At 72.2% G+C, this 26,454-nt stretch carries 33 protein-coding genes; 10 read left to right on the plus strand and 23 right to left on the minus strand.

Translation table 11 applies throughout. The features are described 5' to 3' along the window. Positions 1 to 51: 51 nt before the first annotated feature. The 9 genes from trpA to FH610_RS11810 form a co-directional block, all read right to left on the minus strand. Positions 52 to 846, minus strand: a complete 795-nt coding sequence (gene trpA / locus FH610_RS11770) for a tryptophan synthase subunit alpha (RefSeq protein ID WP_139574355.1) — start codon at positions 844 to 846, stop codon at positions 52 to 54. 22 nt (positions 847 to 868) lie between these two features. Further along, positions 869 to 2,074 carry a tryptophan synthase subunit beta gene (gene trpB, locus FH610_RS11775; protein ID WP_240808928.1) on the minus strand — a complete coding sequence of 402 codons (1,206 nt, stop codon included), beginning with the start codon at positions 2,072 to 2,074 and terminating at the stop codon, positions 869 to 871. Between the two features lie 65 nt (positions 2,075 to 2,139). Continuing rightward, entirely contained in the window at positions 2,140 to 2,964 is an 825-nt protein-coding gene (trpC, locus tag FH610_RS11780; protein ID WP_139574357.1) for an indole-3-glycerol phosphate synthase TrpC, read from the minus strand. A 143-nt stretch (positions 2,965 to 3,107) separates the two neighbouring features. Further along, positions 3,108 to 3,533 (minus strand): DUF2752 domain-containing protein, encoded by a 426-nt coding sequence (locus tag FH610_RS11785; protein ID WP_139574358.1) that lies wholly within the window; start codon positions 3,531 to 3,533, stop codon positions 3,108 to 3,110. 10 nt (positions 3,534 to 3,543) lie between these two features. After that, positions 3,544 to 4,236 (minus strand): RDD family protein, encoded by a 693-nt coding sequence (locus tag FH610_RS11790; RefSeq protein ID WP_139574359.1) that lies wholly within the window; start codon positions 4,234 to 4,236, stop codon positions 3,544 to 3,546. A 439-nt stretch (positions 4,237 to 4,675) separates the two neighbouring features. Further along, complete coding sequence (locus tag FH610_RS11795) at positions 4,676 to 5,302, minus strand: Trp biosynthesis-associated membrane protein (RefSeq protein WP_161627980.1); 627 nt, start codon at positions 5,300 to 5,302, stop codon at positions 4,676 to 4,678. Then, complete coding sequence (gene hisI / locus FH610_RS11800; RefSeq protein WP_139574361.1) at positions 5,299 to 5,649, minus strand: phosphoribosyl-AMP cyclohydrolase; 351 nt, start codon at positions 5,647 to 5,649, stop codon at positions 5,299 to 5,301. Before hisI ends, FH610_RS11795 begins: the two co-directional genes overlap by 4 nt. Positions 5,650 to 5,735: 86 nt before the next feature. Then, a complete protein-coding gene (locus FH610_RS11805) occupies positions 5,736 to 6,512 on the minus strand; it encodes a cache domain-containing protein (RefSeq protein WP_139574362.1) in 777 nt (258 codons plus the stop codon). Between the two features lie 5 nt (positions 6,513 to 6,517). After that, on the minus strand, positions 6,518 to 7,261 hold the full coding sequence (locus FH610_RS11810; protein ID WP_139574542.1) for a FadR/GntR family transcriptional regulator: 744 nt from the start codon (positions 7,259 to 7,261) through the stop codon (positions 6,518 to 6,520). 122 nt (positions 7,262 to 7,383) lie between these two features. On the opposite strand from FH610_RS11810, the gene FH610_RS11815 reads away from it, so the two are divergent. The 4 genes from FH610_RS11815 to FH610_RS11830 all read left to right on the plus strand — a co-directional run bounded on the left by FH610_RS11815 (position 7,384) and on the right by FH610_RS11830 (position 11,465). Next, positions 7,384 to 8,436, plus strand: a complete 1,053-nt coding sequence (locus FH610_RS11815; RefSeq protein ID WP_139574363.1) for an ABC transporter ATP-binding protein — start codon at positions 7,384 to 7,386, stop codon at positions 8,434 to 8,436. A gap of 47 nt (positions 8,437 to 8,483) precedes the next feature. After that, positions 8,484 to 9,716 carry an ABC transporter substrate-binding protein gene (locus tag FH610_RS11820; protein WP_139574364.1) on the plus strand — a complete coding sequence of 411 codons (1,233 nt, stop codon included), beginning with the start codon at positions 8,484 to 8,486 and terminating at the stop codon, positions 9,714 to 9,716. Positions 9,717 to 9,790: 74 nt separating this feature from the next. Beyond that, positions 9,791 to 10,654 carry an ABC transporter permease gene (locus tag FH610_RS11825; RefSeq protein WP_139574365.1) on the plus strand — a complete coding sequence of 288 codons (864 nt, stop codon included), beginning with the start codon at positions 9,791 to 9,793 and terminating at the stop codon, positions 10,652 to 10,654. A 10-nt stretch (positions 10,655 to 10,664) separates the two neighbouring features. Next, positions 10,665 to 11,465 (plus strand): ABC transporter permease, encoded by an 801-nt coding sequence (locus tag FH610_RS11830; protein ID WP_139574366.1) that lies wholly within the window; start codon positions 10,665 to 10,667, stop codon positions 11,463 to 11,465. A gap of 16 nt (positions 11,466 to 11,481) precedes the next feature. Here FH610_RS11830 and FH610_RS11835 read toward each other — a convergent pair whose 3' ends face one another. Then, entirely contained in the window at positions 11,482 to 12,051 is a 570-nt protein-coding gene (locus FH610_RS11835; protein WP_139574367.1) for a TetR/AcrR family transcriptional regulator, read from the minus strand. Positions 12,052 to 12,139: 88 nt separating this feature from the next. Between FH610_RS11835 and FH610_RS11840 the strand changes: the two genes are divergently transcribed. Beyond that, on the plus strand, positions 12,140 to 12,547 hold the full coding sequence (locus tag FH610_RS11840) for a nuclear transport factor 2 family protein (protein ID WP_139574368.1): 408 nt from the start codon (positions 12,140 to 12,142) through the stop codon (positions 12,545 to 12,547). A 47-nt stretch (positions 12,548 to 12,594) separates the two neighbouring features. On the opposite strand, the gene FH610_RS11845 is transcribed toward FH610_RS11840, so the two are convergent. Together FH610_RS11845 and FH610_RS11850 are read right to left on the minus strand one after the other, a co-directional pair. Next, positions 12,595 to 14,400 carry an ABC transporter ATP-binding protein gene (locus tag FH610_RS11845; protein ID WP_240808908.1) on the minus strand — a complete coding sequence of 602 codons (1,806 nt, stop codon included), beginning with the start codon at positions 14,398 to 14,400 and terminating at the stop codon, positions 12,595 to 12,597. A gap of 37 nt (positions 14,401 to 14,437) precedes the next feature. Beyond that, positions 14,438 to 16,216 carry an ABC transporter ATP-binding protein gene (locus tag FH610_RS11850; RefSeq protein WP_139574543.1) on the minus strand — a complete coding sequence of 593 codons (1,779 nt, stop codon included), beginning with the start codon at positions 16,214 to 16,216 and terminating at the stop codon, positions 14,438 to 14,440. A 313-nt stretch (positions 16,217 to 16,529) separates the two neighbouring features. On the opposite strand from FH610_RS11850, the gene FH610_RS11855 reads away from it, so the two are divergent. The 3 genes from FH610_RS11855 (at position 16,530) to FH610_RS43265 (ending at position 17,891) form a co-directional block, all read left to right on the plus strand. After that, on the plus strand, positions 16,530 to 17,165 hold the full coding sequence (locus FH610_RS11855) for a TIGR03085 family metal-binding protein (protein WP_139574370.1): 636 nt from the start codon (positions 16,530 to 16,532) through the stop codon (positions 17,163 to 17,165). A 102-nt stretch (positions 17,166 to 17,267) separates the two neighbouring features. Beyond that, positions 17,268 to 17,432, plus strand: a complete 165-nt coding sequence (locus FH610_RS43260; RefSeq protein ID WP_167538711.1) for a hypothetical protein — start codon at positions 17,268 to 17,270, stop codon at positions 17,430 to 17,432. Positions 17,433 to 17,735: 303 nt separating this feature from the next. After that, positions 17,736 to 17,891 (plus strand): hypothetical protein, encoded by a 156-nt coding sequence (locus FH610_RS43265; protein ID WP_167538708.1) that lies wholly within the window; start codon positions 17,736 to 17,738, stop codon positions 17,889 to 17,891. Positions 17,892 to 18,170: 279 nt separating this feature from the next. Here FH610_RS43265 and FH610_RS11860 read toward each other — a convergent pair whose 3' ends face one another. Both FH610_RS11860 and FH610_RS11865 read right to left on the minus strand, forming a co-directional pair. Further along, positions 18,171 to 18,458, minus strand: coding sequence for a chorismate mutase (locus FH610_RS11860; protein WP_079319720.1), 288 nt, complete (start codon positions 18,456 to 18,458; stop codon positions 18,171 to 18,173). Positions 18,459 to 18,566: 108 nt separating this feature from the next. Continuing rightward, positions 18,567 to 18,779: a hypothetical protein gene (locus FH610_RS11865; RefSeq protein ID WP_139574371.1), complete on the minus strand. Its 213-nt coding sequence runs from the start codon at positions 18,777 to 18,779 to the stop codon at positions 18,567 to 18,569. 127 nt (positions 18,780 to 18,906) lie between these two features. Between FH610_RS11865 and FH610_RS11870 the strand changes: the two genes are divergently transcribed. Further along, entirely contained in the window at positions 18,907 to 19,137 is a 231-nt protein-coding gene (locus FH610_RS11870; protein WP_139574372.1) for a hypothetical protein, read from the plus strand. A gap of 43 nt (positions 19,138 to 19,180) precedes the next feature. On the opposite strand, the gene hisF is transcribed toward FH610_RS11870, so the two are convergent. From hisF to hisD, 9 genes are all read right to left on the minus strand, one after another. After that, positions 19,181 to 19,951, minus strand: a complete 771-nt coding sequence (gene hisF / locus FH610_RS11875; protein ID WP_139574373.1) for an imidazole glycerol phosphate synthase subunit HisF — start codon at positions 19,949 to 19,951, stop codon at positions 19,181 to 19,183. Positions 19,952 to 19,954: 3 nt separating this feature from the next. Further along, positions 19,955 to 20,374, minus strand: a complete 420-nt coding sequence (locus tag FH610_RS11880; RefSeq protein WP_205825706.1) for a RidA family protein — start codon at positions 20,372 to 20,374, stop codon at positions 19,955 to 19,957. Further along, positions 20,371 to 21,096 (minus strand): bifunctional 1-(5-phosphoribosyl)-5-((5-phosphoribosylamino)methylideneamino)imidazole-4-carboxamide isomerase/phosphoribosylanthranilate isomerase PriA, encoded by a 726-nt coding sequence (gene priA, locus FH610_RS11885; protein WP_139574374.1) that lies wholly within the window; start codon positions 21,094 to 21,096, stop codon positions 20,371 to 20,373. Before priA ends, FH610_RS11880 begins: the two co-directional genes overlap by 4 nt. A gap of 4 nt (positions 21,097 to 21,100) precedes the next feature. After that, positions 21,101 to 21,472, minus strand: coding sequence for a hypothetical protein (locus FH610_RS11890; protein WP_139574375.1), 372 nt, complete (start codon positions 21,470 to 21,472; stop codon positions 21,101 to 21,103). 108 nt (positions 21,473 to 21,580) lie between these two features. Continuing rightward, entirely contained in the window at positions 21,581 to 22,213 is a 633-nt protein-coding gene (hisH, locus tag FH610_RS11895) for an imidazole glycerol phosphate synthase subunit HisH (protein WP_139574376.1), read from the minus strand. Then, positions 22,210 to 22,362 carry a hypothetical protein gene (locus FH610_RS43270; RefSeq protein WP_167538712.1) on the minus strand — a complete coding sequence of 51 codons (153 nt, stop codon included), beginning with the start codon at positions 22,360 to 22,362 and terminating at the stop codon, positions 22,210 to 22,212. The genes hisH and FH610_RS43270 overlap by 4 nt, the downstream gene beginning before the upstream one ends. Beyond that, positions 22,362 to 22,967 (minus strand): imidazoleglycerol-phosphate dehydratase HisB, encoded by a 606-nt coding sequence (gene hisB / locus FH610_RS11900; RefSeq protein ID WP_139574377.1) that lies wholly within the window; start codon positions 22,965 to 22,967, stop codon positions 22,362 to 22,364. Before hisB ends, FH610_RS43270 begins: the two co-directional genes overlap by 1 nt. Beyond that, entirely contained in the window at positions 22,964 to 24,040 is a 1,077-nt protein-coding gene (locus tag FH610_RS11905) for a histidinol-phosphate transaminase (protein WP_139574378.1), read from the minus strand. The genes hisB and FH610_RS11905 overlap by 4 nt, the downstream gene beginning before the upstream one ends. After that, the gene (hisD, locus tag FH610_RS11910) at positions 24,037 to 25,344 is read right to left on the minus strand and encodes a histidinol dehydrogenase (protein WP_139574379.1); all 1,308 of its coding nucleotides are present in this window, start codon (positions 25,342 to 25,344) and stop codon (positions 24,037 to 24,039) included. The genes FH610_RS11905 and hisD overlap by 4 nt, the downstream gene beginning before the upstream one ends. Before the next feature lie 198 nt (positions 25,345 to 25,542). Between hisD and FH610_RS11915 the strand changes: the two genes are divergently transcribed. Then, positions 25,543 to 26,307: a DeoR/GlpR family DNA-binding transcription regulator gene (locus FH610_RS11915; protein ID WP_139574380.1), complete on the plus strand. Its 765-nt coding sequence runs from the start codon at positions 25,543 to 25,545 to the stop codon at positions 26,305 to 26,307. Positions 26,308 to 26,454 lie beyond the last annotated feature (147 nt).

Raw genomic sequence — 26,454 nt, forward strand, 5'->3', positions numbered from 1 at the left:
CTCATCTTAGCTGCTCACGGCGCATGTACGGGAAGGAAACCCCAGGGCGGCTCAGCGCCGGACGCCCCGGGCGAGTTCGGACGCGAGCTCGCGTACCGCCACAAGACCGGACTTCTCATCCGGCGCGTCGAGCAGGCGCCGGATGAAGGCGGACCCGACGATGACGCCGTCGGCGTACGCCGCGACCTCGGCGGCCTGGGCGCCGTTCCCGACGCCGAGGCCGACGCAGACGGGCAGCGGCGTGTTCGCCTTGGTCCGCTTGACCAGGCCCTCCGCCGCCGAGCCGACGGTCTCCCTGGCGCCGGTCACGCCCATCAGCGAGGCCGCGTACACGAAGCCCGTGCAGCAGGCGGCGACCCGGGCGATCCGCTCGTCGGGCGAGCTGGGCGCGACGAGGAAGACCGTGTCGATGCCGGCCTCCTTGCTCGCGGCGAGCCAGGGCTCGGACTCCTCGGGCGTCAGGTCCGGCGTGATGGTCCCGACGCCGCCCGCAGAGGCGAGGTCGCGCGCGAAGCGCTCGGCGCCGTAGCGGTCGATCGGGTTCCAGTACGTCATGACCAGCGTCGCGGCCCCCGACTTCGCCACGCCCTCGACGGTGCGCAGCACGTCGGCGATGCGGGTGCCGTTGGTCAGCGACCGGTGCACGGCGTCCTGGATGGTCGGGCCGTCCATGAGCGGATCGGAGTACGGCAGGCCGATCTCGATCACGTCGCAGCCGGCCTCGACCATCGCGGTCGCCGCGGCGACCGCGCCGTCCTTGGTCGGGAAGCCGGCCGGCAGGTAGCCGACGAGCGCGGCCCTGTCCTCGGCGCGGGCCTTGTCGAACACCGCGTGGAGTGTCGTCATCGGGATGCCCTATCGATGCTGATCAGAGGTTGAAGTACTTCATGGCGGTGCCCATGTCCTTGTCACCGCGGCCCGACAGATTCACCAGGATGACGGCGTCCGGGCCGAGTTCGCGGCCCAATCGCAGCGCGCCCGCGAGCGCGTGCGAGGACTCGATGGCCGGGATGATGCCCTCGGTGCGGGCGAGCAGGGCGAAGGCCTCCATGGCCTCCTCGTCGGTCACGCCCTCGTAGGTGGCCCGGCCGGTGTCCTTCAGCCACGCGTGCTCCGGGCCCACGCCGGGGTAGTCGAGGCCGGCCGAGATCGAGTGCGACTCGATCGTCTGGCCCTCCTCGTCCTGAAGGACGTAGGTGCGGGCGCCGTGCAGCACGCCGACGCTGCCCTCGGTCAGGGTCAGCGCGTGCTCGCCGGTCCCCGCGCCCCGGCCGCCGGCCTCGTAGCCGTACAGCCGGACGCCCTCGTCCTCGATGAAGGCGTGGAAGACGCCGATGGCGTTCGACCCGCCGCCGACGGCGGCGCAGACCGCGTCCGGCAGCGCGCCGGTGAGCTCGAGCACCTGACGGCGGGCCTCGACGCCGATGATCCGGGCGAAGTCCCGCACGATCTCCGGGAACGGGTGCGGACCGGCGACGGTGCCGAACAGGTAATGGGTGTGGTCGACGTTGGTGACCCAGTCGCGGAACGCCTCGTTGATGGCGTCCTTGAGGGTCTGGCTGCCGTTGGTGACCGGCACGACCGTCGCGCCGAGGAGCTTCATCCTGGCGACGTTGAGCGCCTGGCGCTCGCAGTCGACCGCGCCCATGTAAATGACGCACTCCAGGCCCATGAGGGCCGCGGCGGTGGCGGTGGCGACGCCGTGCTGGCCCGCCCCGGTCTCCGCGATGACGCGCCGCTTGCCCAGCCGCTTGGTCAGCAGCGCCTGGCCGAGCACATTGTTGATCTTGTGCGCGCCCGTGTGGGTCAGGTCCTCGCGCTTGAGCAGGATCCGCGCGCCGCCCGCGTGCTCGGCGAAGCGCTGCACCTCGGTCAGTGTCGTGGGACGACCGGCGTACGTGCGCAGCAGGTGGTCGAACTCGCGCAGGAAGCCCAGGTCGGTCTTGGCCTTCTCGTACTCCGCGGCGACCTCGTCGAGGGCCGGGATGAGCGCCTCCGGCACATACCTGCCGCCGAACCTGCCGAACTTGCCGTGGACGTCCGGGTCGTTTCCGTGGACCCCGTTGCCGGCCAGGTCCGCGGAGGTGAGGATGGTCCCCTCCGTCGCGGTCACGCGGCCTCCTTCCGCTGCGCTGTCGTTCACGAGTGCCTCTCGGAGCCGGTGTCCTGCCGGGAGGCCGGGTGGGCACCCGCGGTCACGAGGTCGTTGACCGCCGTCTTGGGGTCCCTGCCCGTGACCAGGCTCTCGCCCACCAGCACGGCGTCCGCCCCCGCCCGCGCGTACGCGAGCAGGTCGTGGGGGCCGCGCACCCCGGACTCGGCCACCTTGATGACGCCGTCCGGCACCTTGGGCGCGAGCTTGGCGAACACCTCGCGGTCCACCTCGAGCGTCTTGAGGTCGCGGGCGTTCACCCCGATGATCTTCGCGCCGGCGTCGACCGCGCGGACCAGCTCCTCCTCGGTGTGCACCTCGACGAGCGGGGCGAGCCCGATCGACTCGGCCCGCTCGATCAGCGAGACGAGCGCCGGCTGGTCGAGGGCCGCCACGATGAGCAGGGCGAGGTCCGCACCGTGCGCCCTGGCCTCCCACAGCTGGTAGGAGGTGACGATGAAGTCCTTGCGCAGGACGGGGATGTCCACGGCCGCGCGCACGGCCGCGAGGTCGGCGAGCGTCCCGCCGAACCTGCGCCGCTCCGTCAGCACGCTGATGACGTGGGCGCCGCCCTCCTCGTAGTCCGCCGCGAGGGCGGCGGGGTCGGCGATGGCGGCGAGCGCGCCCTTGGAGGGGCTCGACCGCTTCACCTCCGCGATGACCGACACCCGGTCGCCGCCGAGCGCGGCGTAGGCGTCCCGGGGCTCGGGGGCACGGGCGGCGAGCCGCTTGAGCTCCTCGATCGGCACGTCGCGCTGCCGCTCCTCGAGGTCCTCCCGCACGCCCAGGATGATGTCCTCAAGAACACTCACGCGTCCTCCTCGCCTTCGGCTCGGAGCTCGCGCGATTTGCCTGTCCGCTCGCTCACGCGTAAGGGTCCCTCCGGTCGGCTGCTCTGCGTGTCCTGCCCTGCGATGGTATCGGCCCGTCTCGCGTCGATCCGCCACCGGGTCGATTACGGTGCGAGGAATTGCCCGAAAGGCGTATTACGCACCACTCCGAAGACGGCCGCGACGGCGAGGAGTCCCCACAGGTATGCGGGGCGCGCGATGTCCGGGCGCACGGGCCGTCCCTGCCATGATCGTAACGCCCAGCGGGCCCACAACGTGATTACGACAGGGACGCAGAAGACAAAGAGCAGGTTCATCCGCGCCGCCCCGGCGAGGTCGGCGTGGGCGAGGTCGTGCACGGCGCGCAGCGCGCCGCACCCGGGGCAGTACAGGCCGGTCAGGTAATAGAGGGGGCAGGCGGGGTAGTGGCCAGGCTCGTGCGGGTCGACCACCGCCAGGTACGTCACCGCCGCGCTCAGCGCGGCCGCGGCGCCGAACGGCGCGCGCAGCGACCGCACCCGGTCCCACGCGCGCCGTCCGGTCACTTCCATGGAGGTCAGCCTAACGCGGGGCGCGCACGACCACCGTGCCGACGATCTTGTCGGCGAAGGTCTGCCGCTTGGCGTCCCAGAGCGGCCACAGGTAGCCGATGTAGCAGGGCAGGCCGTCCACGATGTGGCAGATGTACCGGACGACGGCCATGCCGAAGCCGATGAACTCGCCGGTCTGCTCCTTGACCGTCTGGATGCCGACGACCTTCTTGCCCACCGTCTGGCCGGTCGTGCCCTCCTTGTGCTTCAGCCACAGGCCGAGGCCGAGGCCGACGACGATGGCCACGAGGGAGAGCACCAGGCCGATCCCGAAGCCGGAGCCGACCTGGCCGGTCTCCTGGTCCACGGAGCCGGCGCTCAGGGCGCTGCCGATGATGCTCAGGATCCAGGTGGGGACGCCGACGATGAGGCCGTCGATCAGCGTGGCGCCGACGCGCAGGCCCCAGTGCGCGAGCTCGGGCGCCGGGTAGCCGCCGGGCGCGCCGTACGCGCCGCCGTACTGACCGCCGTACTGGTCACCGGCGGGCGGGGCCGGGTACGAGCCCTGCGGCGGCGGGTAACCGCCGCCCTGCGGGTAGCCGCCCTGGGAAGGCGGCGGGTAGCCGCCCTGCGGCGGGGGATACCCGCCCTGCGGGCCGGGCTGGCCGGGCTGGTTCTGGGGGTAACCACCCGGGTTGTAGCCCGGGTCGTTGCCGTACGTCATGTGATGCTCCTGCGTGAGTGGGGGAAAAGGAGTCTCGGATCTTCTTCAGCGCGACGAGACCGGAGACGACCCCGAGGATCCGTGGAGCACCGCATGGAGACGGGCCGGGGATGCCGGGGAGGAGCGACGCGACGACCATGCCGTTCCCGCCGGCGCCGGAGGGTGGCCGGCGCCGGTGCGGACCGGCCGGAGCGGATGGCGATGGCCGTCGGAGGCCGGCGGCCGGTCACCCCGGCCGGGCGGGCGGCCGTGGCCGCCCGTGCCGCCCGGCCGACTCCCGTGGCTCATTCGGTCTCCTGTGCGATGATCAGAGGTCGGCGCGAAGCCTATCGGCAGCAGGGCGGCCGGGCCGGGCAATAATCCGCTTTGTGGACAATTTGTAATCTGAGGTGGGAACGATCCAACGCGCGGGGGGAGGACTCCCCCGCCGGCGAACCGGCTAGGCGGTGGGGTCCTCACCCTCGTCGATCGCGTCCCACATCGCCCTGTCGGCGTCCTTCACCCGGGCTGCTCCGCCCGTGCCCGCACGCCCGGCCCCCCGCTCGTACCTGCTCGACATGCCGGGCCAGCGCACGCTCAGAACTGCCGCCGCCACGCCCGCCCCGGCCAGGACGAGCCCGCCCGCGGCGGTCAGCACCGGCCAGACCCAGTCGCGCGACTCCACGGAGATGTGACCGGAGGACGTCACCGCGGTCGTCATGTGCTGCGCGGCCACGGAGGCGATCGTCGCGCCGCGCGTGCCGTCCCACGCCCCGGCCGCGACCGCCGCGCCGAGGAGGGCGACCACCACGCTCGTCACCCGCCGCGCGACCCCCCGGGTCGCCAGTAGGGCCAGCACGGCGGCGAGCGCGGCCAGCGCCGCGGGGGTGAGCCATGCGACCAGGTCGTTGCCGGTGAGGGAGCCGCCACCCGCTCCTGCGGGGCTTCCCGCCGTGCCGAGCGTGACCCACACGCGGCCCGCGGCCGACAGCGCGAGGCCGCCTCCCACGGCACAGGCGGCCAGCCAGGCGAGCAGCGAGCGCCGCGTCGTACGCGCCTGGTCGCGGGCGGGCGCGGGAGCGGTCACGGCGCGCCGCTCACGTCGAGGACGTCGGCGTCGAAGCAGGTGCGGTCGCCGGTGTGGCAGGCCGCCCCCACCTGGTCGACCTTGAGCAGGATCGTGTCGCCGTCGCAGTCGAGCGCCACGTGCCTGACCCACTGCACGTGGCCGGAGGTGTCGCCCTTCACCCAGTACTCCCCCCGGCTGCGGGACCAGTAGGTCGCCCGGCCGGTGGTGAGCGAGCGGTGCAGCGCCTCGTCGTCCATCCAGGCGAGCATGAGCACCTCGCCGGTGTCGTGCTGCTGGACGATCGCGGGCACCAGGCCGTCCGGGGTGCGCTTCAGCCGGTCGGCGATCTTCGGGTCGAGGGCCATGAGGCCAATTGTGCCGCAGGTCCCGGCCGCCCCAGCCGCCGCTACCCCGTCGCCACCGCCCTGCCTCCCCCTGCCTCCTCGCCGCGCTATTCGGGCCCGCCGGCCGTCGCGGTCACCAGAGACAGCGGCAGGTCGCCCACCCGGCGTACGACGTGGTCCCCGTCGCGCGGGCCGCCCCGGTAGACCGATCCCGCGACCCGGCTCGCGGTGTTGGACGCGACGACCCGGCCCTCGGCGTTGACCAGGAACGCCGGGCCGGGGATCTCCCGCAGCGCCGGGAGCACCGCGGCCTCGAACCGCCGGACGAACACGTCGGCCGCGGCCACCCCGGCGAAGCTCCCCCCGGCCAGCACGGGCACCGACAGCGTGAGGCTGTACTCGTCGGTGCACAGGTAGTCGACGTACGGGCCGCAGATCGTGCGCTCCGCACCGGAGGATGGGCCGGCGTACCAGTCCCAGTGGGTGTAGTCGTAGAAGGCGCTGCTCGCCGGGTCCATGTCCCGCAGCAGCTGCACGGGGTCGCCGGAGGGGTTCTCCTGCCACCATTCGAGGTACCACGGCGCGTCGGCCAGCAGGCCGGGCGCGGCGATGAAGCCGATCCCCGCGATCAGCGCCGGCAGGTGGGCCGGCAGATGGGCGGGCAGCGCGCCGCCGCGCAGCCGGGCCCACAGCAGCGGGCGCAGCGCCGCGAGGTCGGCCACGACCGGGCGGCGCGTGCCGCCCGCGGGCAGGACGCAGGCGACGGCGGCGTCGCGGACCTCGCGCAGCGCCTCGAACACGCCCTCGGCCGCCTCGCGCACCCGCGCCACCGCCGCGGCGGCGTGGTCGTGCCCGGCCTGCACAAGTGACGCCGGTGTGCTCATGCTTCTTACTCCCGCAGCCGCAGCCGAAGCTCGATGAGGTGTCGTGTCGCGTCGAGCACGTGCCGCTCGGCGACGGCCCTGGCCTGCTCGCCGTCGCCGCGCTCGACGGCCCCGGCGATGGCGCGATGCTGTGCCGCCGTCTCATCGTGCCCGCTCAGGCCCTCGTGCGGAAGCCAGAGCAACGGTCCGATGTCAGCCTGTAACCGGATCTCCTCCTGAGTGAGGCGGGCCGACTGCGAGGCCGCCGCCACCTCGATGTGGAACCGGCCGTCGAGCCTGCGCAGCCGGGCACACGCCTCCGCGGACCCGGCCGCCTCCGGTGCGGCGGCGACGGCGTCCATCTCGTCCAGGGTGCGCCACAGCGGCGCGACGTCCGAGGGAAGCGAGCGCTCGGCGGCGAGCCTGGCCGCCGTCCCGGCGACGGCCGCGTAGTGGTCGCCGAAGTCGCGCAGCTCGTCGGCCGCGAACGCGCGCAGCCGCGCCAGGGGGTCGAGCCCGGCGGGCAGGCGTACGAAGCTGCCGCCGCCCCGGCCGCGCCGCGTCTCGACCATCCCCCGCTGGCGCAGCGCCATGAGCGCCTCCCGCAGGGTCACGGTGGAGACGCCGAGCCTGCCCGCGAGCTCCGCCTCGCTGGGCAGCTGCTCTCCGTCGGCGAGCAGGCCGACCGCGATCGCGTCGGCGAGCCGCCGGACGACGACGTCCACCCTGGCGGTGCTGTCCACAGGTGAGAAGACGGCCAGGCGGGCCATGTTCACGGTCGCACTCCTGTTCGCCCACGCCGTCCGCGAAAGATCGCCATCCGCGAAAGTTGACAACAGTGATACCTGATCGGGTCTTTACGTGAAACATTTAACTCCATATGTTTCAGGTCATGCCAGACCAAGCAGTCAGTCTCCGCGGCCTGCGCAAGAGCTTCGGGCCGGTCGAGGCGGTCGCCGGGATCGACCTCGACGTCGCCGACGGGGAGTTCTTCGCGATGCTCGGGCCGTCGGGCTCGGGGAAGACCACCGTGCTGCGCATGATCGCGGGGTTCGAGTCGCCCACCGCAGGGACGGTCGAGCTGGGCGGGCGTGACGTCACGCGGCTCGCGCCGTTCGAGCGGGACGTGAACACGGTCTTCCAGGACTACGCGCTGTTCCCCCACATGAGCGTGCTCGACAACGTCGAGTACGGCCTGCGGGTGAAGAAGGTGCCCAGAGCGGAGCGGCGCGAGCGGGCGCTCGCCGCGCTGCGCTCGGTGCGGCTGGAGGGCTTCGAGAAGCGGCGCCCGGCCCAGCTGTCCGGCGGCCAGCGCCAGCGGGTCGCGCTGGCCCGCGCGCTGGTCAACCGGCCGCGCGTGCTGCTGCTCGACGAGCCGCTCGGCGCGCTCGACCTCAAGCTCCGGGAGGAGATGCAGGTCGAGCTGAAGGCGATCCAGCGGGAGGTCGGCATCACGTTCCTGTTCGTGACCCACGACCAGGAGGAGGCGCTGACGATGAGCGACCGGATCGCGGTGTTCAACCAGGGCGGGATCGAGCAGGTCGGCACCCCCGCCGAGGTGTACGAGCGCCCGGCCACCGCCTTCGTCGCCGCCTTCGTCGGCACCTCCAACCTCATCTCCGGCGATGCCGCGCGGGCCGTGCTGGGCAGGGAGGGCACCTTCAGCGTCCGGCCCGAGAAGCTGCGCGTCGTCCTCGGCGAGGAGCCGCCGGGACCGGACGAGCACGAGGCGGCCGGCGTGATCCGCGAGGTCGTGTACGCCGGTCCGGCGACCCGGTTCGTCGTGGACCTCGACGCGGGCGGGCGCCTGATCGCCCTCCAGCAGAACCTGCAGGCGTCGTCCATGGACGTGACGGGCCTGCGCGGCGCCCGCGTCCGCCTCGTGTGGAACCGGCGGCACGAGTTCCCCATCGACGCCCCCGCCGAGCCGGTCGCCGCCGGCTGAGCTCCGCCACCGCGCCCACAGCACCACTCACAGCAAGGAGAACCACGATGCGGTCCCCCCGTCCGCGTTTCGCCAGGCCTTCTCTCGTCGTCACCGCCGCGCTGGCGCTCGCCGCCGTCGCGGGCTGCGGCGGCGGGTCGTCCACCGCCGGCGGCGGCTCGGCCGCGGCCCCCGGCGGCGGCGCCTTCACGCCGCCGAAGATCGAGGCCCTGAAGTCCCTCGGCCCCGGCGAGGGACAGGTCAACCTCGTCGCCTGGGCCGGCTACGCGGAGGACGGCTCCAACGACCCCAAGGTCGACTGGGTCCACCCGTTCGAGAAGGCCACGGGCTGCACGGTCAACACCAAGACGGCCGGCACCTCCGACGAGATGGTCAACCTGATGAAGACCGGCGAGTACGACGCCGTCTCGGCCTCGGGCGACGCCTCGCTGCGCCTGATCGCCTCGGGCACGGTCGCGCCGGTCAACACCGACCTCGTGCCCAACTACAAGGACGTGTTCGACGGGCTGAAGCTCAAGCCGTGGAACTCGGTCAACGGGGTCGCGTACGGCATCCCGCACGGCCGCGGCGCGAACCTGCTCATGTGGCGCACGGACACCGTGAAGCCGGCCCCCGACTCCTGGGGCGTCGTGTTCGACCCCGGCTCGCCGTACAAGGGCAAGGTGACGGCGTACGACTCCCCCATCTACATCGCCGACGCCGCGCTCTACCTGATGTCGGCCAAGCCGGAGCTGGGGATCAAGGACCCGTACGCGCTGGACGACAAGCAGCTCCAGGCCGCGGTCGACCTGCTCAAGCAGCAGAAGCAGAACATCGGCGAGTACTGGTCCGACTACACCAAGGCGGTGCAGTCGTTCAAGTCCGGCGACACGGTCGTGGGCACGACGTGGCAGGTGATCGCCAACCTGGTGGAGGCCGACAAGGCGCCGGTCGAGACGACGCTGCCGAAGGAGGGCTCCACCGGCTGGTCGGACACGTGGATGGTCGCCGCGAAGGCCAAGCACCCCAACTGCGCCTACAAGTGGCTCGACTGGATCATCTCCCCCACGGCCAACGCGCAGGTGGCCGAGTGGTTCGGCGAGGCGCCGTCCAACGCCAAGGCGTGCGAGCAGACCTCCGACAAGTCGTTCTGCGACACCTATCACGCGACCGACGAGGAGTACTTCTCCAAGGTCCACTACTGGACCACGCCGATCGCGCAGTGCCTCGACGGGCGCACCGACGTCAAGTGCACCGACTACTCCGCGTGGACCCGGGCCTGGACCGAGATCAAGGGCTGAGCGCTCCCCCCGGGGGACGGCCGCCCGGCCGTCCCCCTCGGCCGCACGGAGAGAAGCCGCACGGAGAGAAGACGATGACGACCATCACCACGACGGCCGCCTCCCCCCGGAGGCGGGCCGCCTCGTTCCTGCACCGGCACGCCGGGGTGCGGCTGTCGCTGCTGCTGTCGGCGCCCCTGGCCTGGCTGGGGCTGGCCTACCTGGGCGCGCTCGCGGCCCTTCTCGTCACCGCGTTCTGGTCGACCGACGTGTTCACCGGCGACGTGGTCAAGGTGTTCACCTGGGCCAACTTCACCGACCTGGTCACCGGCGAGGTCTACCGCACGGTCGCCCTGCGCTCGATCGGCGTGGCCGCGGCGGTCACGCTGATCGACCTGGTGGTGGCCTTCCCCATGGCGTTCGCGATGGCCAAGCTGGCCTCGCCGCGGGCCCAGCGCTGGCTGGTGATCGCCGTGCTCACCCCGCTGTGGGCGTCCTATCTGGTCAAGGCGTACGCGTGGCGGGTGATGCTGTCCTCGGACGGCGTGCTCGGCTGGGGCTACGGCCTGACCGCCACCGTGGTGACCTTGTCGTACCTGTGGCTGCCGTACATGATCCTGCCGATCTACGCGGGGCTCGAACGGCTGCCGAACTCGCTGCTCGACGCGGCCGGCGACCTCGGCGCGCGCGGGTGGCGGACCTTCCGCACCGTGGTCTGGCCGCTGACCTTCCCCGCCGCCGTGGCGGGGTCGATCTTCACGTTCTCGCTCTCGCTGGGCGACTACATCACCGTGAAGATCGTCGGCGGCAAGACCCAGCTCATCGGCAACGTTGTTTACGACAACATCGGCGCGGCCAACAACCTGCCCTTCGCCGCCGCCGTCGCCACCGTCCCCGTCGTGATCATGCTGGTCTACCTCGCGGCCGTACGCCGCACCGGCGCGCTGGAGAACCTGTGAAGGAGGCGCGGTGAATTTCTCTCGTACGTCCCGGACGCTGCTGCGGGCGGCGCTGGTGGCCGGCCTGGCCGTCGTCTACGTGCCGCTGGCCGTGGTGCTGCTCAACTCGTTCAACTCCGACCGGACCTTCTCCTGGCCGCCCGCCGGGTTCACGCTGCGCTGGTGGGGCGCCGCCTGGGACTCGGCCGGCCTGCGCGACGCGCTGTGGACCTCGGTCCAGGCGGGTCTCGGCGCGACCGCGATCGCGCTCGTGCTCGGCACGATGGCCGCCTTCGCGGTGCAGCGCTACCGGTTCTTCGGCCGGGAGACGGTCTCACTCGTGATCGTGCTGCCCATCGCCCTGCCCGGCATCGTGACCGGCATCGCGCTGAGCAACACCTTCCACACGGTGCTCGGCCTCCCCCTCGGGCTGCTGACCGTGATCGTCGGCCACGCGACGTTCTGCGTGGTCACCGTCTACAACAACGTGCTGGCCCGGCTGCGCCGCATGGGCCTGAACCTGGAGGAGGCGTCGGCCGATCTCGGCGCGGACACGTTCACGACGTTCCGCCTGGTGACGTTCCCGATGATGCGCTCGGCACTGCTCGCGGGCGGGCTGCTCGCCTTCGCGCTGTCGTTCGACGAGATCATCGTCACGACGTTCACCGCCGGGGCCGGCGTCCGCACGCTGCCGATCTGGATCTTCGAGAACCTGTTCCGGCCCAACCAGGCGCCGGTGGTCAACGTGGTCGCCGCCGCGCTGATCCTGCTGTCGGTGATCCCGATCTACCTGGCCCAGCGCCTGTCCGGCGGCGACCCGCAGACGCACTGAAGGGCGCCTGGACGGATCAGCCGTCCGCGCCCGTCAGGGAGCGCAGGCAGGGGCGCAGCAGTTCGGCGATCTGCTCCGGAGGCGCGTCGCGCAGCTCTTCGAGCTTCAGCAGGTGCCGCCCGAGGACCACGCCGATGAGCACCGCGCTGATCAGCGCGGCCCGTACGCCCGCGTCGGCGGCGGGGATGGCCGCGGCGAGCTGCGCCCGGTATCGGGCCGCCCCCTCGGAGGCGGCCTCGGAGGCTCCCGGATGGGTGAGCATCGAGCGCAGGACGGCCAGCGACTCGACCGGCTCGACGGCCATCGAGGCGGCGAGCCGGTCGAGCATCTCTTGGACGACCTGCTCCGGCTCGCCTCCGAGAGGCCCGGACGGCCGGGCCCGGGCGACGCTCAGGAAGAGCTCCTCCTTGGAGCCGAAGTAGTGCATGACGAGCCCGGGGTTCACCCCGGCGGCCGCGGCGACGGCCCGGATCGTCGTGTCCGCGTATCCCGACTCGGCGAACAGGCGAGCCGCCTCCGCGAGGATCCGCGCCTCGGTCCTGCGGCGTCGCTCCGCCCGCGTCAGGCGGGCTCCGGCCTCGGTCACCGGTCGATTCTACGGCGTGACCGATCCCTTTCCCCATTTCGTTGTACGGTCGTTTAATAAACACGCGTTCAACGAAAGGAGGGGCACGATGGACCGGCCGAGCCCGCGAGACGTCCTCGCTCGCAGACGCGCCCTGATCCTCGACGGCGACCTGGACGGCTTCGCCGACCTGTTCGCCCCCGACGGGGTGATCGAGCTGCCGTTCGCACCACCGGGGATGCCCGTGCGCGTCGAGGGCCGCGAGGCCATCCGCGACTTCTCCTCCGGGCAGGCGACCGCGGCGTTGCGGATCGAGGACATGTGGACCACGAGCGTCTACGAGACGACGGATCCGGAGGTGCTCGTCGTCGAACTCGAGACCAGGGCTTTGGTGACCGCGACGGGCGCCCCCTATCAGGCCCGGTCGGTGCAGGTGTTCCGCATCCGCGACGGGCAGATCCTCCTCCTCCGCGATTACTGGAACCCCATGGGCCTCGCCGACGCCTTGCGGGCCTGATCAGAGCCGGAAGACGTCGGCCGATGTCCTCCGGCTCCGGTGGAAGATCAGCGGGCGGTGGTGGCGGTGGTCCAGGAGGCGTAGAGGTCGGCGTACACGCCGGGCTGCTCGACCAGGACGGCGTGCGGGCCGCGCTGGACGATCCGGCCGTGCTCGAACACGATGACCTCGTCGGCCGCCTGGGCGGTGGAAAGGCGGTGCGCGATCGAGATCGCCGTACGACCGCGGGTGACGCCGTCGAGGGCACGGGCGAGGCGCACCTCGGTGGCGGGGTCCACGGCGGAGGTGGCCTCGTCGAGCAGCAGCAGGTCGGGGTCGGCGAGGTAGGCACGGGCGAGCGCGACGAGCTGCCGCTCTCCGGCCGACAGGGACTCGCCCCGCTGGCCGACCGGGGTGTCCAGGCCGGCGGGCAGGCCGTCGAGCCAGTCGGCCAGGCCGAGCTCGGTCAGCGCCCGGGCGATCTCCTCCCGGGTCGCCGATGGCCGTCCGAAGCGGATGTTGTCCTCAAGCGTCGAGTCGAACAGGAACCCGTCCTGCGGGACCATGACGATCCGCTCCCTGAGCGAGGAGAAGCTGACCGTGCGCAGGTCGGTCCCGTCCACGAGGATCCGGCCGGAGGTCGGGTCCATGAGCCGGGTCAGCAGCTTGGCGAAGGTCGTCTTGCCCGAGCCGGTCTCCCCCACCACCGCGACCCGCGTGCGCGGCGGGATCTCGACCGACACGTCGTGGAGGACGGGCGGCCCGCCGGGGTAGGCGAAGCCCACGCCGTCGAAGCGGACCGAGATCGGGCCGCGCGGCAGCGCCGCGCCGTTCTCCGGGTCGGCCACGTCGGCCGGGGTGTCGAGCACGCCCAGGATGCGCCGCCATCCGGCGATCGCGTTCTGCGCCTCGTTCAGCACCTCGGTCGCGGTCTGCAGCGGGCTGATGAACAGCGTGATCAGGAACAGGAACGCGATGAGCCGCCCCGCCGTGATCGAGTCGGCGACGCCCAGCCAGACCCCGGCCACGACCACCAGCGCGACCGTGATCGAGGCGATCAGCTCGGTGGCCGGGAACGTGAACCCGACGATCTTCTGGGCCCGGGTCTGCGCCGCGCGCATCCCGTCCACCGCGGTGTCGATCCGCTCCGCCGTGCGGTCCTCCGAGCCGTACGCCCGGATCACCGCGCTGCCGACGACCGACTCGCTGACGGCGGCGAGGACGTCGCCGGCGCGCTCACGCACCCGGGTGTACGCCCCGGCCACCAGGCGCTGGAACCGGGGCAGGGCCAGCACCAGCGGCAGGAAGCAGGCCCACACGATCAGCGTGAGCTGCCAGGAGTAGACGGCCATGAGCACGGTCGCCACCACCAGCTGGCCGGCGGACACGATGACCATCAGCCCGCCCCACTGCATGAACGTGCTGATCTGGTCGACGTCTCCGGTCACACGTGAGACCAGGCCGCCGCGCCGCTCGGTGTTCTGCGTCAGCACCGACAGGTCGTGCACGTGGCGGAAGCCCTTGCCGCGCAGGGCCGCCAGGCCCGACTCGGTGGATCGGTAGAGCCGGACGTTCATGAGGTAGCCGCACAGCGCGGTCAGCACGACGGCGAGCGCGCACAGGACTACCGCGTTCCGGATGAACGGCAGGTCGGGCACGCCCGAGCGCAGACCGCGGTCGATCACCTGTTGCACGGCGATCGGCACGACGACCTTGCCCAGGGTGGCCAGCACGGCCAGCACGAGCGTCCCGGCGAGCCCGCGGCGGAACTCCGGCGACAGCCGCAGGCCCTGCCTGAGCGTCTCCAGGGCGCCCCGGTCGGCCGCCCGCAGGGACGAGGTCTCTCCTGTGGCCGTGTCGGTCACGGCGGTCACCGCGTCACACTCCTCGTCAAAGGCTTCGGGCCGTGCGTCATGCGACGACCTCCTCATCGGTGTCGAGCGCGGCCCGCTCGGCCTCCTCGCGCTCGTAGGCGGTGACGAGGTCGCGGTAGCCCGCGCAGCGGACCAGCAGCTCCTCGTGCGTGCCGTGGTCGGCGACCACGCCCTGCTCCAGGTAGACGACCTCGTCGGCCAGCGCGATCGTCGCCATGCGATAGGCGACCACGATCACCGTGGCCTCGGCGGCGCCGTCGCGCAGGCCGTACAGGATGCGCTTTTCGACCTGCGGGTCGACGCTGGAGGTGGCGTCGTCGAGGATGAGCAGCCGGGGCTCGCGCACGAGCGCGCGGGCCAGTGCGAGGCGCTGGCGCTGACCGCCCGACAGCGTCGCGCCGCGCTCGCCGATCCGGGTGTCCAGGCCGGACGGCAGCGCGCTGACGAAGCCGTCGGCCTGCGCGAGCCGCAGCGCGGCCCAGACCCGCTCGTCCGGCACCTGCCCGGCGAGCGCGATGTTGCCGCGCACGGTGTCGTCGAACAGGAACGTCTGCTGCGGGACGAGCGCCACCGAGGCGCTCACCTCACCCTTGGCCACCTCGCGCAGGTCGACGCCGTCGACGCGGACGACGCCCTCGCCGGGGTCGATCAGCCGCGCGAGCAGCTGGGTGAGCGTCGACTTGCCCGCCCCGGTCGGCCCGACGACCGCGACCGTACGGCCCGGCGCGACGGCGAAGCCCACGTCCCTCAGCACCGGGCTCCCCGGCACGTACGCGTAGGAGACGCCCTCGGTCTCCACCCGGGCCGGGCCGGAGGCGTCCAGGCGGGCGGTGCCGTACTCCATGGAGCCGGTGGCGTCGAGGACGTCCCTGACCCGCGTCCAGCCGACGACGCTGCGCGGCAGCTCGGCCAGCACCCAGCCGAGCGCCCGAACGGGGAAGGCGAGAAGGGTGAACAGGTAGGCGACCTGGATCAGGTCGCCGGCCGCGACGCCGCCGGACTCCAGCCGCAGCGACCCGACGAGCAGCACGGCGAGCACGCCCAGCGTGGGCAGCGCCTCGAGCAGGGGGTCGAACAGCCCGCGGACGCGGCCGACGGCGACGTTCGCGTCCCGCAGCGCGTCGGCCTTCGCCTGGAAGCGCGCGGTCTCCGCGTCCTCCCGGCCGAGGGTCTTCACGACGAGCGCGCCGTCGAAGCTCTCGTGCGCGACCTCGCTCACCTCGGCCCGCAGCTGCTGGGCCCGCATCGCGAGCGGTGAAAGCCTGCGCTGGTAGACCAGGTTGAGCACGGCCACGGCCGGGAAGATCAGGAAGCCGACGACGGCGAGCACCGGGTCGACCAGCACGATCGCCACGGCGGCCGTCACGAGCATCACGACCACGCCCACCGCCATGGGCAGCGGGGCGAGCGGCCCCCAGGCCGCCTCGACGTCGGAGTTGGCGTTGGACAGCAGCTGCCCGGTCGGGTGACGGTGGTGCCAGGCGAGGGGCAGCCGCAGATACTGCCGGGTGACGGCGCGGCGGGAGTGGGCCTGCATGCGGTACTGGTGGATCCCGGCCATGATGCGCCGGCCCATGATCCCCGCGGCCTTGAGCACCGCCACGCCCACGATCAACAGGGCCGCCACGACCAGCGCGCCGGTGCCCGCCGCGCCGTCCCTGAACGCGGGCAGCACCGCGTTGTCGGTCGCCCAGCCGAGCGCCCAGGACGAGGCGACGGTCATCGCGCCGTAGAGGGCGCTGGCGAGGACCGCGCCGGTGAAGATCCTCGGCTCGGTTCTGATCGCCACGCCGATGACCTTGAGACCCTGGAGCATGACTGAGCTGCCGGGCCGCGCGGGAGACTCCTTCGTCGGCACGCGGTGCGTTCCTTCCGATCGGGGACCAGCCGGGGCCGCTCCCTGCGAGCGCCCCGGAGGGGGACGTTACTCACTCGGGGACGCCACCGGATCGGTCACCGGACCGACGCCGCCCAAGCCCTTGGTCCTAGTCGTGTCTCGCGGATCGCTGCGACGGGCAGCATCTGCTCGACAGTCCTAGTTACTCCCTATCATCCTGATCAATCGGTTTATTCCTCGGTGATGCGCGGCCACCGGTCCGGACGGGATGACGGACACATAGGCTGATCACGTGACACACGCCCAGACGGAGCGCGCGGCGCTCTGTGACCTGCTCGACCGCCTCGGTCCTGAGGCGCCCACGCTGTGCGAGGGGTGGGCGACCGGGGACCTCACGGCCCACCTCGTCCTGCGCGAGCGGCGGCTCGACGCCGCACCCGGCATCGCGCTGCCGTTCCTGGCGGGCTACACCGCCGCCGTGCAGGACCGCATCAAGCGGCGCCACCCCTATCCCGAGCTGGTCGGGCTCGTCCGGCACGGCCCGCCGCGCTGGACGCCGTACGGGCTGGTCCCTCGCCTGGACGAGATCGTCAACACGGTGGAGCTTTTCATCCATCATGAGGACGTGCGCCGGGCGCAGGCCGGCTGGGAGCCGCGTGTCATCCCGCGGGACCTGCAGGAGGCGTTCTGGAACCGGCTGCGCGGCACCGCCCGGCTCTTCCTGCGCAAGGCTCCTGTCGGGGTCGTGCTCCGCCGTCCCGACGGGGCCAAGACCGCCGGGCGGATGGCGGAGCCCGCCGTGGTGGTCACCGGCGAGCCGTCGGAGCTGCTGCTGTTCGCGTTCGGACGGCAGGCGCACGCCCGGGTGACGTACGACGGGGACGCCGCGGCGGTCGCCCGGCTCCAGGAGGCCCGATTGGGGCCATGAGGACGAAGTCGCGGGAGTTGTCCGGAATTCTCCACGTAAACGTCGTGCCATGGGGCAGCATGAGACCAGCGCACGATGTGTGGGAGCGTTTGGGAGCCCCGGATGAACGTCAAGAAGGTCCTGACCTACCTGGCCATCGCGTTCGTGATCTTTTATTTGTTCACGCAGCCCGCGAACGCCGCCGGCGCGGTCAGGAACGTGTTCGGAGGCATCACCACGGGAGCCGAACGCCTGTCCGCGTTCTTCACCTCGCTCCTCTCGGGCTGAACCCCGCTCTTCCCGGGCCGGACCCCGCTCTTCCAGGGCCGGACCCCGCTCTTCCAGGGCTGAACCCCGCTCTTTGCGGGCCGGATCGCGATCTTTCCGGGCTGCGCCGTGTTCTTTCCGGGCTTTGCCGACGGCGTCCTGCCAGGCCCGCGAGGACTCCTCGACGCGCCGCGAGAAGGCCGTCGATCCCGCCGTCTCACGATGAGGGCGGAACGGCCTCATGTCCTCTCGGCTAGTTATGATCAACACTGCCGCCGGGTACAAACAACCGGGATACCGATTGCAGGAGGCCCCCCGATGAAGGTGAAGAAGGTTCTTACGTACGCGGCCATCGCGTTCGTGGTCTTCTACCTCTACAGCCAGCCGCACGCTGCGGCAGGCGCCGTGCGAGGCGTGTTCGACACGGTCAACACCGGAGCCAGCCGACTGGCGACCTTCTTCACCTCGGTCCTGAGTTGAGGCCGCGGACCGCCCGTCCCCGCTCTCCCACAGGTGACCCCGGCCACAACCACAGGCAGCGACCAACCACTATCGAACAGTAGTGACAGCCAGAGCCCCCAGGCTCTCCGCGCACAGGCCGGCAGGGCATCCGCCCTTGCTCCGCCGGCCTCTCCTTTCGCATCCCCTCATGACCGGCGAGCGGCGCACCCCGAGGTCGACACCTCTGCCCCCACGTCCCGTTCCCACACCCGCGGTTCCGCAGGGCTCCCGTGAACGAGAACGGGCGCACGGCGAGTGCTATCCGCGCTGCCGGTGCTCCGTGAGCTCGTACTCCACGAACGCCCCGATCATCGCCCGCCAGACGGCCTCGGCGACCTCCGGCGACAGCCCCTCGCGCTCCGCGCGCTCCCGCGCCGCGGTCACGACCCGCTCCACCCGGTCGGGAGCCCGTACGGCCTGCTCGTCCGTCTTGAAAGCGGCCGCGGCCCGCACGAGACGCTGCCGCTCGGCCAGCAGCGTCGTCAGACGGGCGTCGAGCTCGTCGATCCGGCGGCGGACGTCGTCGAGCGAGGTGGGGCCGGACACATGTTCCTCCGGGTGTCGAGACGATGATCACCGGCAACTCTAGGGCTCGTGCAGGAGAGCCCGCACATCCGCCCTCGGGATTCGAGCCCCTACCTCGGGGCCCTCGCCTCACGCGCGCCTGGAACTGATCGTTTCCACCCGGTCGGCCGCGTCGACGGGGCCTCGGAAGAGCCGGTAGCCGAACGCGACATACCAGGCGTAGTGCCAGACGAAGTCCGCACGTTCGAGCAGGCCGCCGACATGGAGCGGGTGCGACGGCGAGCGGGGCACGAGAAAGGCGCCGCAGAAGGGATCCCGGGAAAAGGCCACACAATCGCGCATGCCGGTTTTCTCCCGCTATCGCCCTATTTGGGGTGATTGGTATGGACGGTTGCGTGATGTCCGGCCGACCATTGAGGAGGGCGGACTCCGGAGCGCCGCATGATCCCTCGACGGACAGGAGACAGCTATGCGTGCCAAGCGTTTCCCGAGCCTGCTGGGCCTGGCCTTCCTCGCCGCCGTCGGCCTCGCGGCGGCCCAGCCGGCCCACGACGCCTCCGCCGCCACGACCTGCTGGGGCGACAACGGGTGCGGCCAGGGCGGCTCCTTCCAGGGACAGTGGCAGTACCAGTCGATGGCGTCCTCCTCGCTCGGCACCGGCCCGGACGCCTACCCCACGGCGATCGTCGACATCGACTGAGGACCCACCGACCGGGGGCCGGATCCCGGCCCCCGGTGGGCGCTCAGCGGACCGGGTGACCGGCCGCGCGCAGCGTGTCCTTGACCTCGTGGATCTTGAGCTGGCCGAAGTGGAAGACCGAGGCGGCCAGCACGGCGTCCGCCCCGGCGTCCACCGCGGGCGGGAAGTCCTCCAGCCGCCCGGCGCCGCCGGAGGCGATCAGCGGGACGCTCACCGCCGCCCGCACGGCCCGCAGCATCTCCAGGTCGTATCCCGACTTGGTGCCGTCGCCGTCCATCGAGTTGAGCAGGATCTCGCCGACGCCGAGCTCCTCCCCGCGCCGGGCCCACTCCACCGCGTCGATGCCGGTCCCCCGGCGCCCGCCGTGGGTGGTCACCTCGAACCCGGAGGGCGTGGGCGGCCCGTCGACCACCCGGCGCGCGTCCACCGACAGCACGATGCACTGCGACCCGAACCGGCGCGAGGTCTCGGTCAGCAGTTCCGGCCGGGCGATGGCGGCGGTGTTGATGCCGACCTTGTCGGCGCCCGCGCGCAGCAGCCGGTCCACGTCGTCGGCCGACCGCACGCCTCCGCCGACCGTCAGCGGGATGAACACCTGCTCGGCCGTGCGGCGCACCACGTCGAGCATGGTCTCGCGCTCGCCCGAGGAGGCGGTGATGTCGAGGAAGGTCAGCTCGTCGGCCCCCTCGGCGTCGTAACGCGCGGCCAGCTCGACCGGATCGCCGGCGTCCCTGAGGTTCTCGAAGTTGACCCCCTTGACGACCCGGCCCGCGTCGACGTCCAGGCAGGGGATCACCCGCACCGCTACGGTCATCGTTCAGTCCTCATCGTTGCCGCGTTCCACCGGCCGGTAGGCCTCGACCTCGACCTCGACCAGCATGCGCGCGTCGACCAGCCCGGCGACCTGCACGCTCGTGCACGCGGGCCGTACTTCGCCGAAGATCTCGCCGTGGGCCTTGCCCGCCGCGTCGAAGTCGTCGGCGTTCACCACGTACATGCGGGTGCGCACCACGTCGGCCCGGGTGGTGCCGGCCTTCTCCACGGCGTCCAGCGCGATGGAGAAGGCGGTGAGCGTCTGCTGGTAGGCGTCGCCCACGTGCTGGACCTCACCGCCCACGGTGGCGGTGCAGCCGGACACGAGCACGTGCGGCCCGGCGACGACCGCGCGGGCGTAGCCGTAACGGTCCTCCCACGGGCCGCCCGAGGAGATCCGCCCGTCCGGCATCTGGGTGCTCATGCGCTCTTCACCGCCGCGAGGGCCTCTTCCAGCGTGAACGCCTGGGCGTACAGCGCCTTGCCCACGATGGCGCCCTCGACGCCGTCCGGCACGAGCGTCGCGATCGCCCGCAGATCGTCGAGCGAGGACACCCCGCCGCTGGCGACGACCGGGCGGCCGGTCCGCGCGCAGACCTCGCGCAGCAGGTCGAGATTGGGACCGCGCAGCGTGCCGTCCTTGGTGACGTCGGTGACGACGTAGCGCGGGCAGCCCTCCGACTCCAGCCGGTCGAGCACCTCCCACAGGTCGCCGCCCTCCTGGGTCCAGCCGCGGGCGGCCAGCGTGGTGCCTCGCACGTCGAGCCCCACCGCGATGCGGTCGCCGTACTCGGCGATCGCCTTGGCGCACCACTCCGGGTTCTCCAGCGCGGCGGTGCCGATGTTGACCCGCCGGCAACCGGTGCTCAGCGCCGCCTTGAGCGAGGCATCGTCGCGGATCCCGCCGGACAGCTCCACGTTCACGTCGAGCGCGCCGACGACGGAGGCGAGCAGCTCGCGGTTGTTCCCCCGGCCGAACGCCGCGTCGAGGTCGACCAGGTGGATCCACTCCGCGCCGGCCTTCTGCCAGGCCAGGGCGGCGGCGAGCGGATCCCCGTACGAGGTCTCCGTCCCCGCCTCGCCCTGCACGAGGCGGACGGCTTGACCGTCGGCGACGTCGACGGCTGGGAGCAATACGAGCGACATTTGGTCATGACCTCCGGTCGAAAACGATGGTGACGAGCACCGGGAGCAGCAGGATCGAGCCGAGGAACACGCCCAGCCGGGCCATCCACGAGTCGAGCAGAATCCAGGCGAGCACCTGGACGAGGAACCACAGCACGACGACGACGGCGTTCTCCGTGCGGCGGCGGCGGGCGAGATACCCGCGCTGCCGGGCAACCCGCACCGGCCTGGCCGGCCGCGGCAGCACCGCGGCCACGGCTCCGGCGACGGGCCCGACGAGCCGTTCGCGCATCTCGCGCCGTCTGGCGGCCCTCGCCTCGCGCTCGGCCCGGGCCGCCGCGAGGCGTTCGCGCTCGGCTTCGCGCTCCGCCCTCCGGCGGGCCCGTTCCTTGCTCATCGGGCCTCCCGCTCGGGTCCGGTCACGGCCTGGCCGGCCGTACGCGCCGCAGCCCCGCCGGTTCCCAGTGTCGCACCGCTGCCTCGAGATTTCGCGTGCCGGACACGCTCACAGCGTGCTCAGCCAGTTGGACAGCAGCACGGCCCCCGCGTCCCCGGACTTCTCCGGGTGGAACTGGGTGGCCATGAGGGGACCGTTCTCGACGGCGGCCACGAACGGCACGCCGTGCTCGGCCCAGGTCACCAGCGGCTCGCGGAAGCCGTCGCCGGCCTCCAGCCGCCAGTCGCGCACGCCGTAGGAGTGGACGAAGTAGAAGCGCGTCCCCTCCTCCAGGCCGCGGAACAGCACGCTGCCCTCGGGCGCGGTCACGGTGTTCCAGCCCATGTGGGGCAGCACGGGCGCGTCGAGCCGCTCGACCGTGCCGGGCCACTCGCCGCAGCCCTCGGTGTGGACGCCGTGCTCGACGCCCTTCTCGAACAGGATCTGCATGCCGACGCAGATCCCGAGCACCGGGCGCCCGCCGGAAAGGCGGCGGCCGACGATCTGGTCGCCGCGCACGCCCTTCAGCCCCTCCATGCACGCGGCGAACGCCCCGACGCCGGGGACGACGAGCCCGTCCGCGTCGAGGGCCGCGTCGAAGTCGGCGGTGACGGTGACGTCCGCCCCCACCCGGGCCAGCGCCCGCTCGGCCGAGCGGAGGTTGCCCGAGCCGTAGTCGAGAACGACGACCCGTCTGCTCATTGCCACCACATCACTCCCGCGGTGATCGCTATGGCGGCCCCGACGCCGGCGAGCGCCGCCAGCAGCTTGAGGCCCTGCCGGATGCCCGAGATGACCCCGCCGATCAGGAAGAGGCCGATGAAGATCATCCCGCCGGACGCGAAGGTCATCAGAGGACGCCCTTGGTGCTGGGCACACCGGTCGCCCGGGGGTCCCGCTCCGACGCCTCGCGCAGCGCCCGCGCGAGCGCCTTGAACTGCGCCTCCACGATGTGGTGGGCGTTGCGCCCGTACGGCACGTGCACGTGGAGGCAGACCGCCGCCTGCGCGACGAACGACTCCAGGATGTGCCGGGTCATGGTGGTGTCGTAGTCGGGCCCGATCATCGGGGCCATGCCCTCGGGCTCGGTGTGGACGAGATAGGGCCGGCCGGACAGATCCACCGTGACCTGCGCGAGCGCCTCGTCCAGCGGGCAGGAGGCGCTGCCGAACCGCCGGATGCCCGACTTGTCGCCCAGGGCCTCGCGGAACGCCGCGCCGAGCGCGATCGAGGTGTCCTCGATCGTGTGGTGGGCGTCGATGTGCAGGTCGCCCTCGGTCTTCACGGTCAGGTCGAACAGGCCGTGCTTGCCGAGCTGGGCGAGCATGTGGTCGTAGAACCCGACGCCGGTGGACACGTCGACGATCCCGGTGCCGTCGAGGCCCACCTCGACCAGCACCGACGTCTCCTTCGTCGCGCGCTCGACGCGGCCGCGGCGCTCGTTGAGCTCGGTCATGCGAGGACCCCTTCCAGCGCGGCGCGGAACGCCGCCATCTCATCCGGCGTGCCGATCGACACGCGCAGCCAGCCCGCGGGACCGGTCTCCCGGATCAGCACCCCGCGGTCGAGCAGTCCCTCCCACACGGACCGCCGATCCGCAAACGTACCGAACAGCACGAAGTTGGCGTCGGAGTCGGCGGCGACCAGGCCACGCCCCCGCAGCCAGTCCACGGTGGCGTCCCGCTCGGCGCGCAGCGCGTCCACCGTGCCCAGCAGTTCCTCGCGGTGCGCGAGCGCCACCCGGGCCGCCGCCTGGGTCAGCGTGGACAGGTGGTAGGGCAGGCGGACCAGCAGCATGGCGTCGACCACCGCCGGGTCGGCTGCGAGGTAGCCGAGCCGGGTGCCGGCCATCGCGAACGCCTTGGACATGGTGCGCGTCACGATCAGCCGGGGGTTGCCGGGCAGCAGGGTCAGCGCCGACGACGTGCCCGTGCGGGCGAACTCGGCGTACGCCTCGTCCACCACGACCATGCCGGGCGCGGCGGCGAGGATCCGCTCGATGACCTCCAGCGGCAGGGCCGTGCCGGTCGGGTTGTTCGGCGAGGTCAGGAACACCACGTCGGGGCGGTGCTCCTCGATCGCGGCCACGGCGGCGTCGGGGTCGATCGCGAAGTCCTCCTCGCGCAGGCCCTCGGTCCAGCGGGTGTTCGTGCCGCCCGCGATGATCGGGTGCATGGAGTACGACGGCTCGAACCCGATGGCCGAGCGGCCGGGGCCGCCGAACGCCTGGAGAATCTGCTGGATGATCTCGTTGGAGCCGTTGGCCGCCCACAGCTGGCGGGCCGTCAGCCCGTGGCCGAGGTAGTCGGCGAGGTCCTTGCGCAGCTCGACGGCGTCCCTGTCGGGGTAGCGGTTCAGCGTCGCCGCGCCCTGCCGCACGGCACGGGCGAGGTCGTCGATCAGCGCGGCCGACGGGGGGTAGGGGTTCTCGTTGGTGTTGAGCTGCACCGGCACGTCGAGCTGCGGCGCGCCGTAGGGCTGCTTGCCGCGCAGGTCGTCGCGGATCGGCAGGTCGTCGAGGGTCGTCATGCGGGCACTTCCCAGTCGAAGCGGGCGCGGATCGCGGCGCCGTGGGCGGGCAGGTCCTCGGCGTCGGCGAGCGCGCACACGTACGGTGCGGCCCCGGCCAGCGCCTCGCGGCTGTAGTCCACCACGTGGATGCCGCGCAGGAACGTCTGCACCGACAGCCCCGAGGAGTGGCAGGCGCAGCCGCCGGTCGGCAGCACGTGGTTGGAGCCCGCCATGTAGTCGCCGAGCGACACCGGCGCGTACGGCCCGACGAAGATCGCGCCGGCGTTGCGCACCCGGGCGGCGACCGCGCGGGCGTCGGCCGTCTGGATCTCCAGGTGCTCGGCGGCGTAGGCGTCCACGACCCTCAGCCCGTCCTCGATGTCCGAGACGAGCACGATGCCCGACTGACGGCCGGCGAGCGCCTCGGTGATCCGCTCGCTGTGCCGGGTCGCGGCCACCTGGCCGGGCAGTTCCTTCTCCACCGCGTCGGCCAGCTCCACGCTGGTGGTGACCAGCACGGAGGCGGCGATGACGTCGTGCTCGGCCTGGCTGATCAGGTCGGCCGCGACGTGCACGGGGTCGGCGGTCTCGTCGGCGAGGACCGCGATCTCGGTGGGCCCGGCCTCGGAGTCGATGCCGATGCGGCCCTTGAGAAGGCGCTTGGCCGCGGCCACCCAGATGTTGCCGGGGCCGGTCACCATCGTGACCGGGCGGCACTCCTCGGTGCCGTAGGCGAACATCGCGACGGCCTGGGCGCCGCCCACGGCGTACACCTCGTCGACGCCGAGCAGCGCGCAGGCGGCGAGGATGGTGGGGTGCGGGAGCCCGCCGAACTCCTTCTGCGGGGGCGAGGCGACGGCCAGCGAGGGCACGCCCGCCTCCTGGGCGGGGACCACGTTCATGACCACGCTGGAGGGGTAGACGGCCCGGCCGCCGGGGACGTACAGCCCCACGCGGTCGACCGGCACCCAGCGCTCGGTGACCGTGCCGCCCGGCACGACCTGCGTGGTGGTGTCGGTGCGCCGCTGGTCGCGGTGGACCAGGCGGGCGCGGCGGATCGACTCCTCCAGTGCCGCGCGCACAGCCGGGTCCAGCTCCTCCAGGGCGCGGGTGATCGCCTCGGCGGGCACCCGGGCGGACTCCAGCTCGACGCCGTCGAATCTCGCGGTCAGCTCCCGTACGGCTGCCGCGCCACGATGGCGTACGTCCTCACAGATGGGCCGCACCTTCTCCAGGGCGGCCTCGACGTCGAGTTCGGCGCGGGGCAGCACGTCGCGCAGGTCGGCAGGAAGGGACCCGCGCAGGTCGATACGGGAAATCACCGTCCCAGTCTACGGACGACCTGGGACGGATCAGCGTGTGTCCAGCATTCGGGACGGGCGTTTCACCCGCGCGCGCACCACTCGGGAGCTGGGATTCTTCTCCGCCGCCCGTTTTCCGGGCCCGCCTCTTGACAGGTTTTCGGGCACTAATCCACACTCTCGGGCAATACCAGTCACATTCGGTCAAAGGCGGATCTCTTGCTTCCGGCACAGCGCCACCAGCGGATCATCGAAGCCCTCGGGCGGAAGGGGACCGTGCGCACCGAGGACCTGGCCGCGCTGCTCGGCGTCTCCCACGAGACCGTCCGGCGCGACCTGGCGATCCTGGAACGCCGGGCGCTGCTCGTCCGCGTGCACGGCGGGGCCACCTCGGCGCCGTCCGGCACCGGCGAGGAGCTGTCCTACCTGGAGCGCTCGACCAGCCAGTCGGAGGCGAAGGCCGTGATCGGCGAGCTCGCGGCGCAACTCCTGCGGCCGGGCCAGACCGTGATCATCGACGTCGGCACCACCGCTGTCCACGTCGCCAGGGCCGTCCCCCCGTCCTTCCGGGGGGTGGTCGCCACCTGCTCGCTGCTGGTGGCGGCCGAACTCGCGGGCCGTCCCGGCGTGGAGGTGCTGGTGGCGGGCGGGCGCGTCCGGCAGGGCGACCTCGCCGTCTCCAACGCCCACACGCTGGGGTTCTTCCAGGACCTGCGCGCCGACGTGGCGTTCCTCGGCTCGGGCGGGGTGGACGCCGAAGCCGGGCTCACCGACTACTTCTTGGACGAGGTCGCGACCAAGCGCGTGATCCTCGCCAACACCGCCCGGACGTACGTGCTCGCCGACAGTTCGAAGCACGGCAGGGTCGCCGCCTACCGGGTGTGCGCCCTGGACGACCTGTCCGGCCTCATCACGGACGGGGAACCCTCCCCCGCGCTCGCATCCGCCCTGGTCAGGGCGGGTGCCGAGATGATCAACCCGTAGGGAGTGTCCGACGAATGCTGCCCGTCGCGAGCGTGGCTCCAGGTGGATGCATCGCAAGGCGGAGGAGGAGCTCGTGGCCGGAGGCCACGGGCGACGACGATAACGCGGCGAGGCGCCGCCTGGGCCACGCGCAGCAGGGCTTGATTC

Origin of the sequence: Microbispora catharanthi (genome assembly GCF_006334915.2) — a bacterium.
GTDB lineage: Bacteria > Actinomycetota > Actinomycetes > Streptosporangiales > Streptosporangiaceae > Microbispora > Microbispora catharanthi.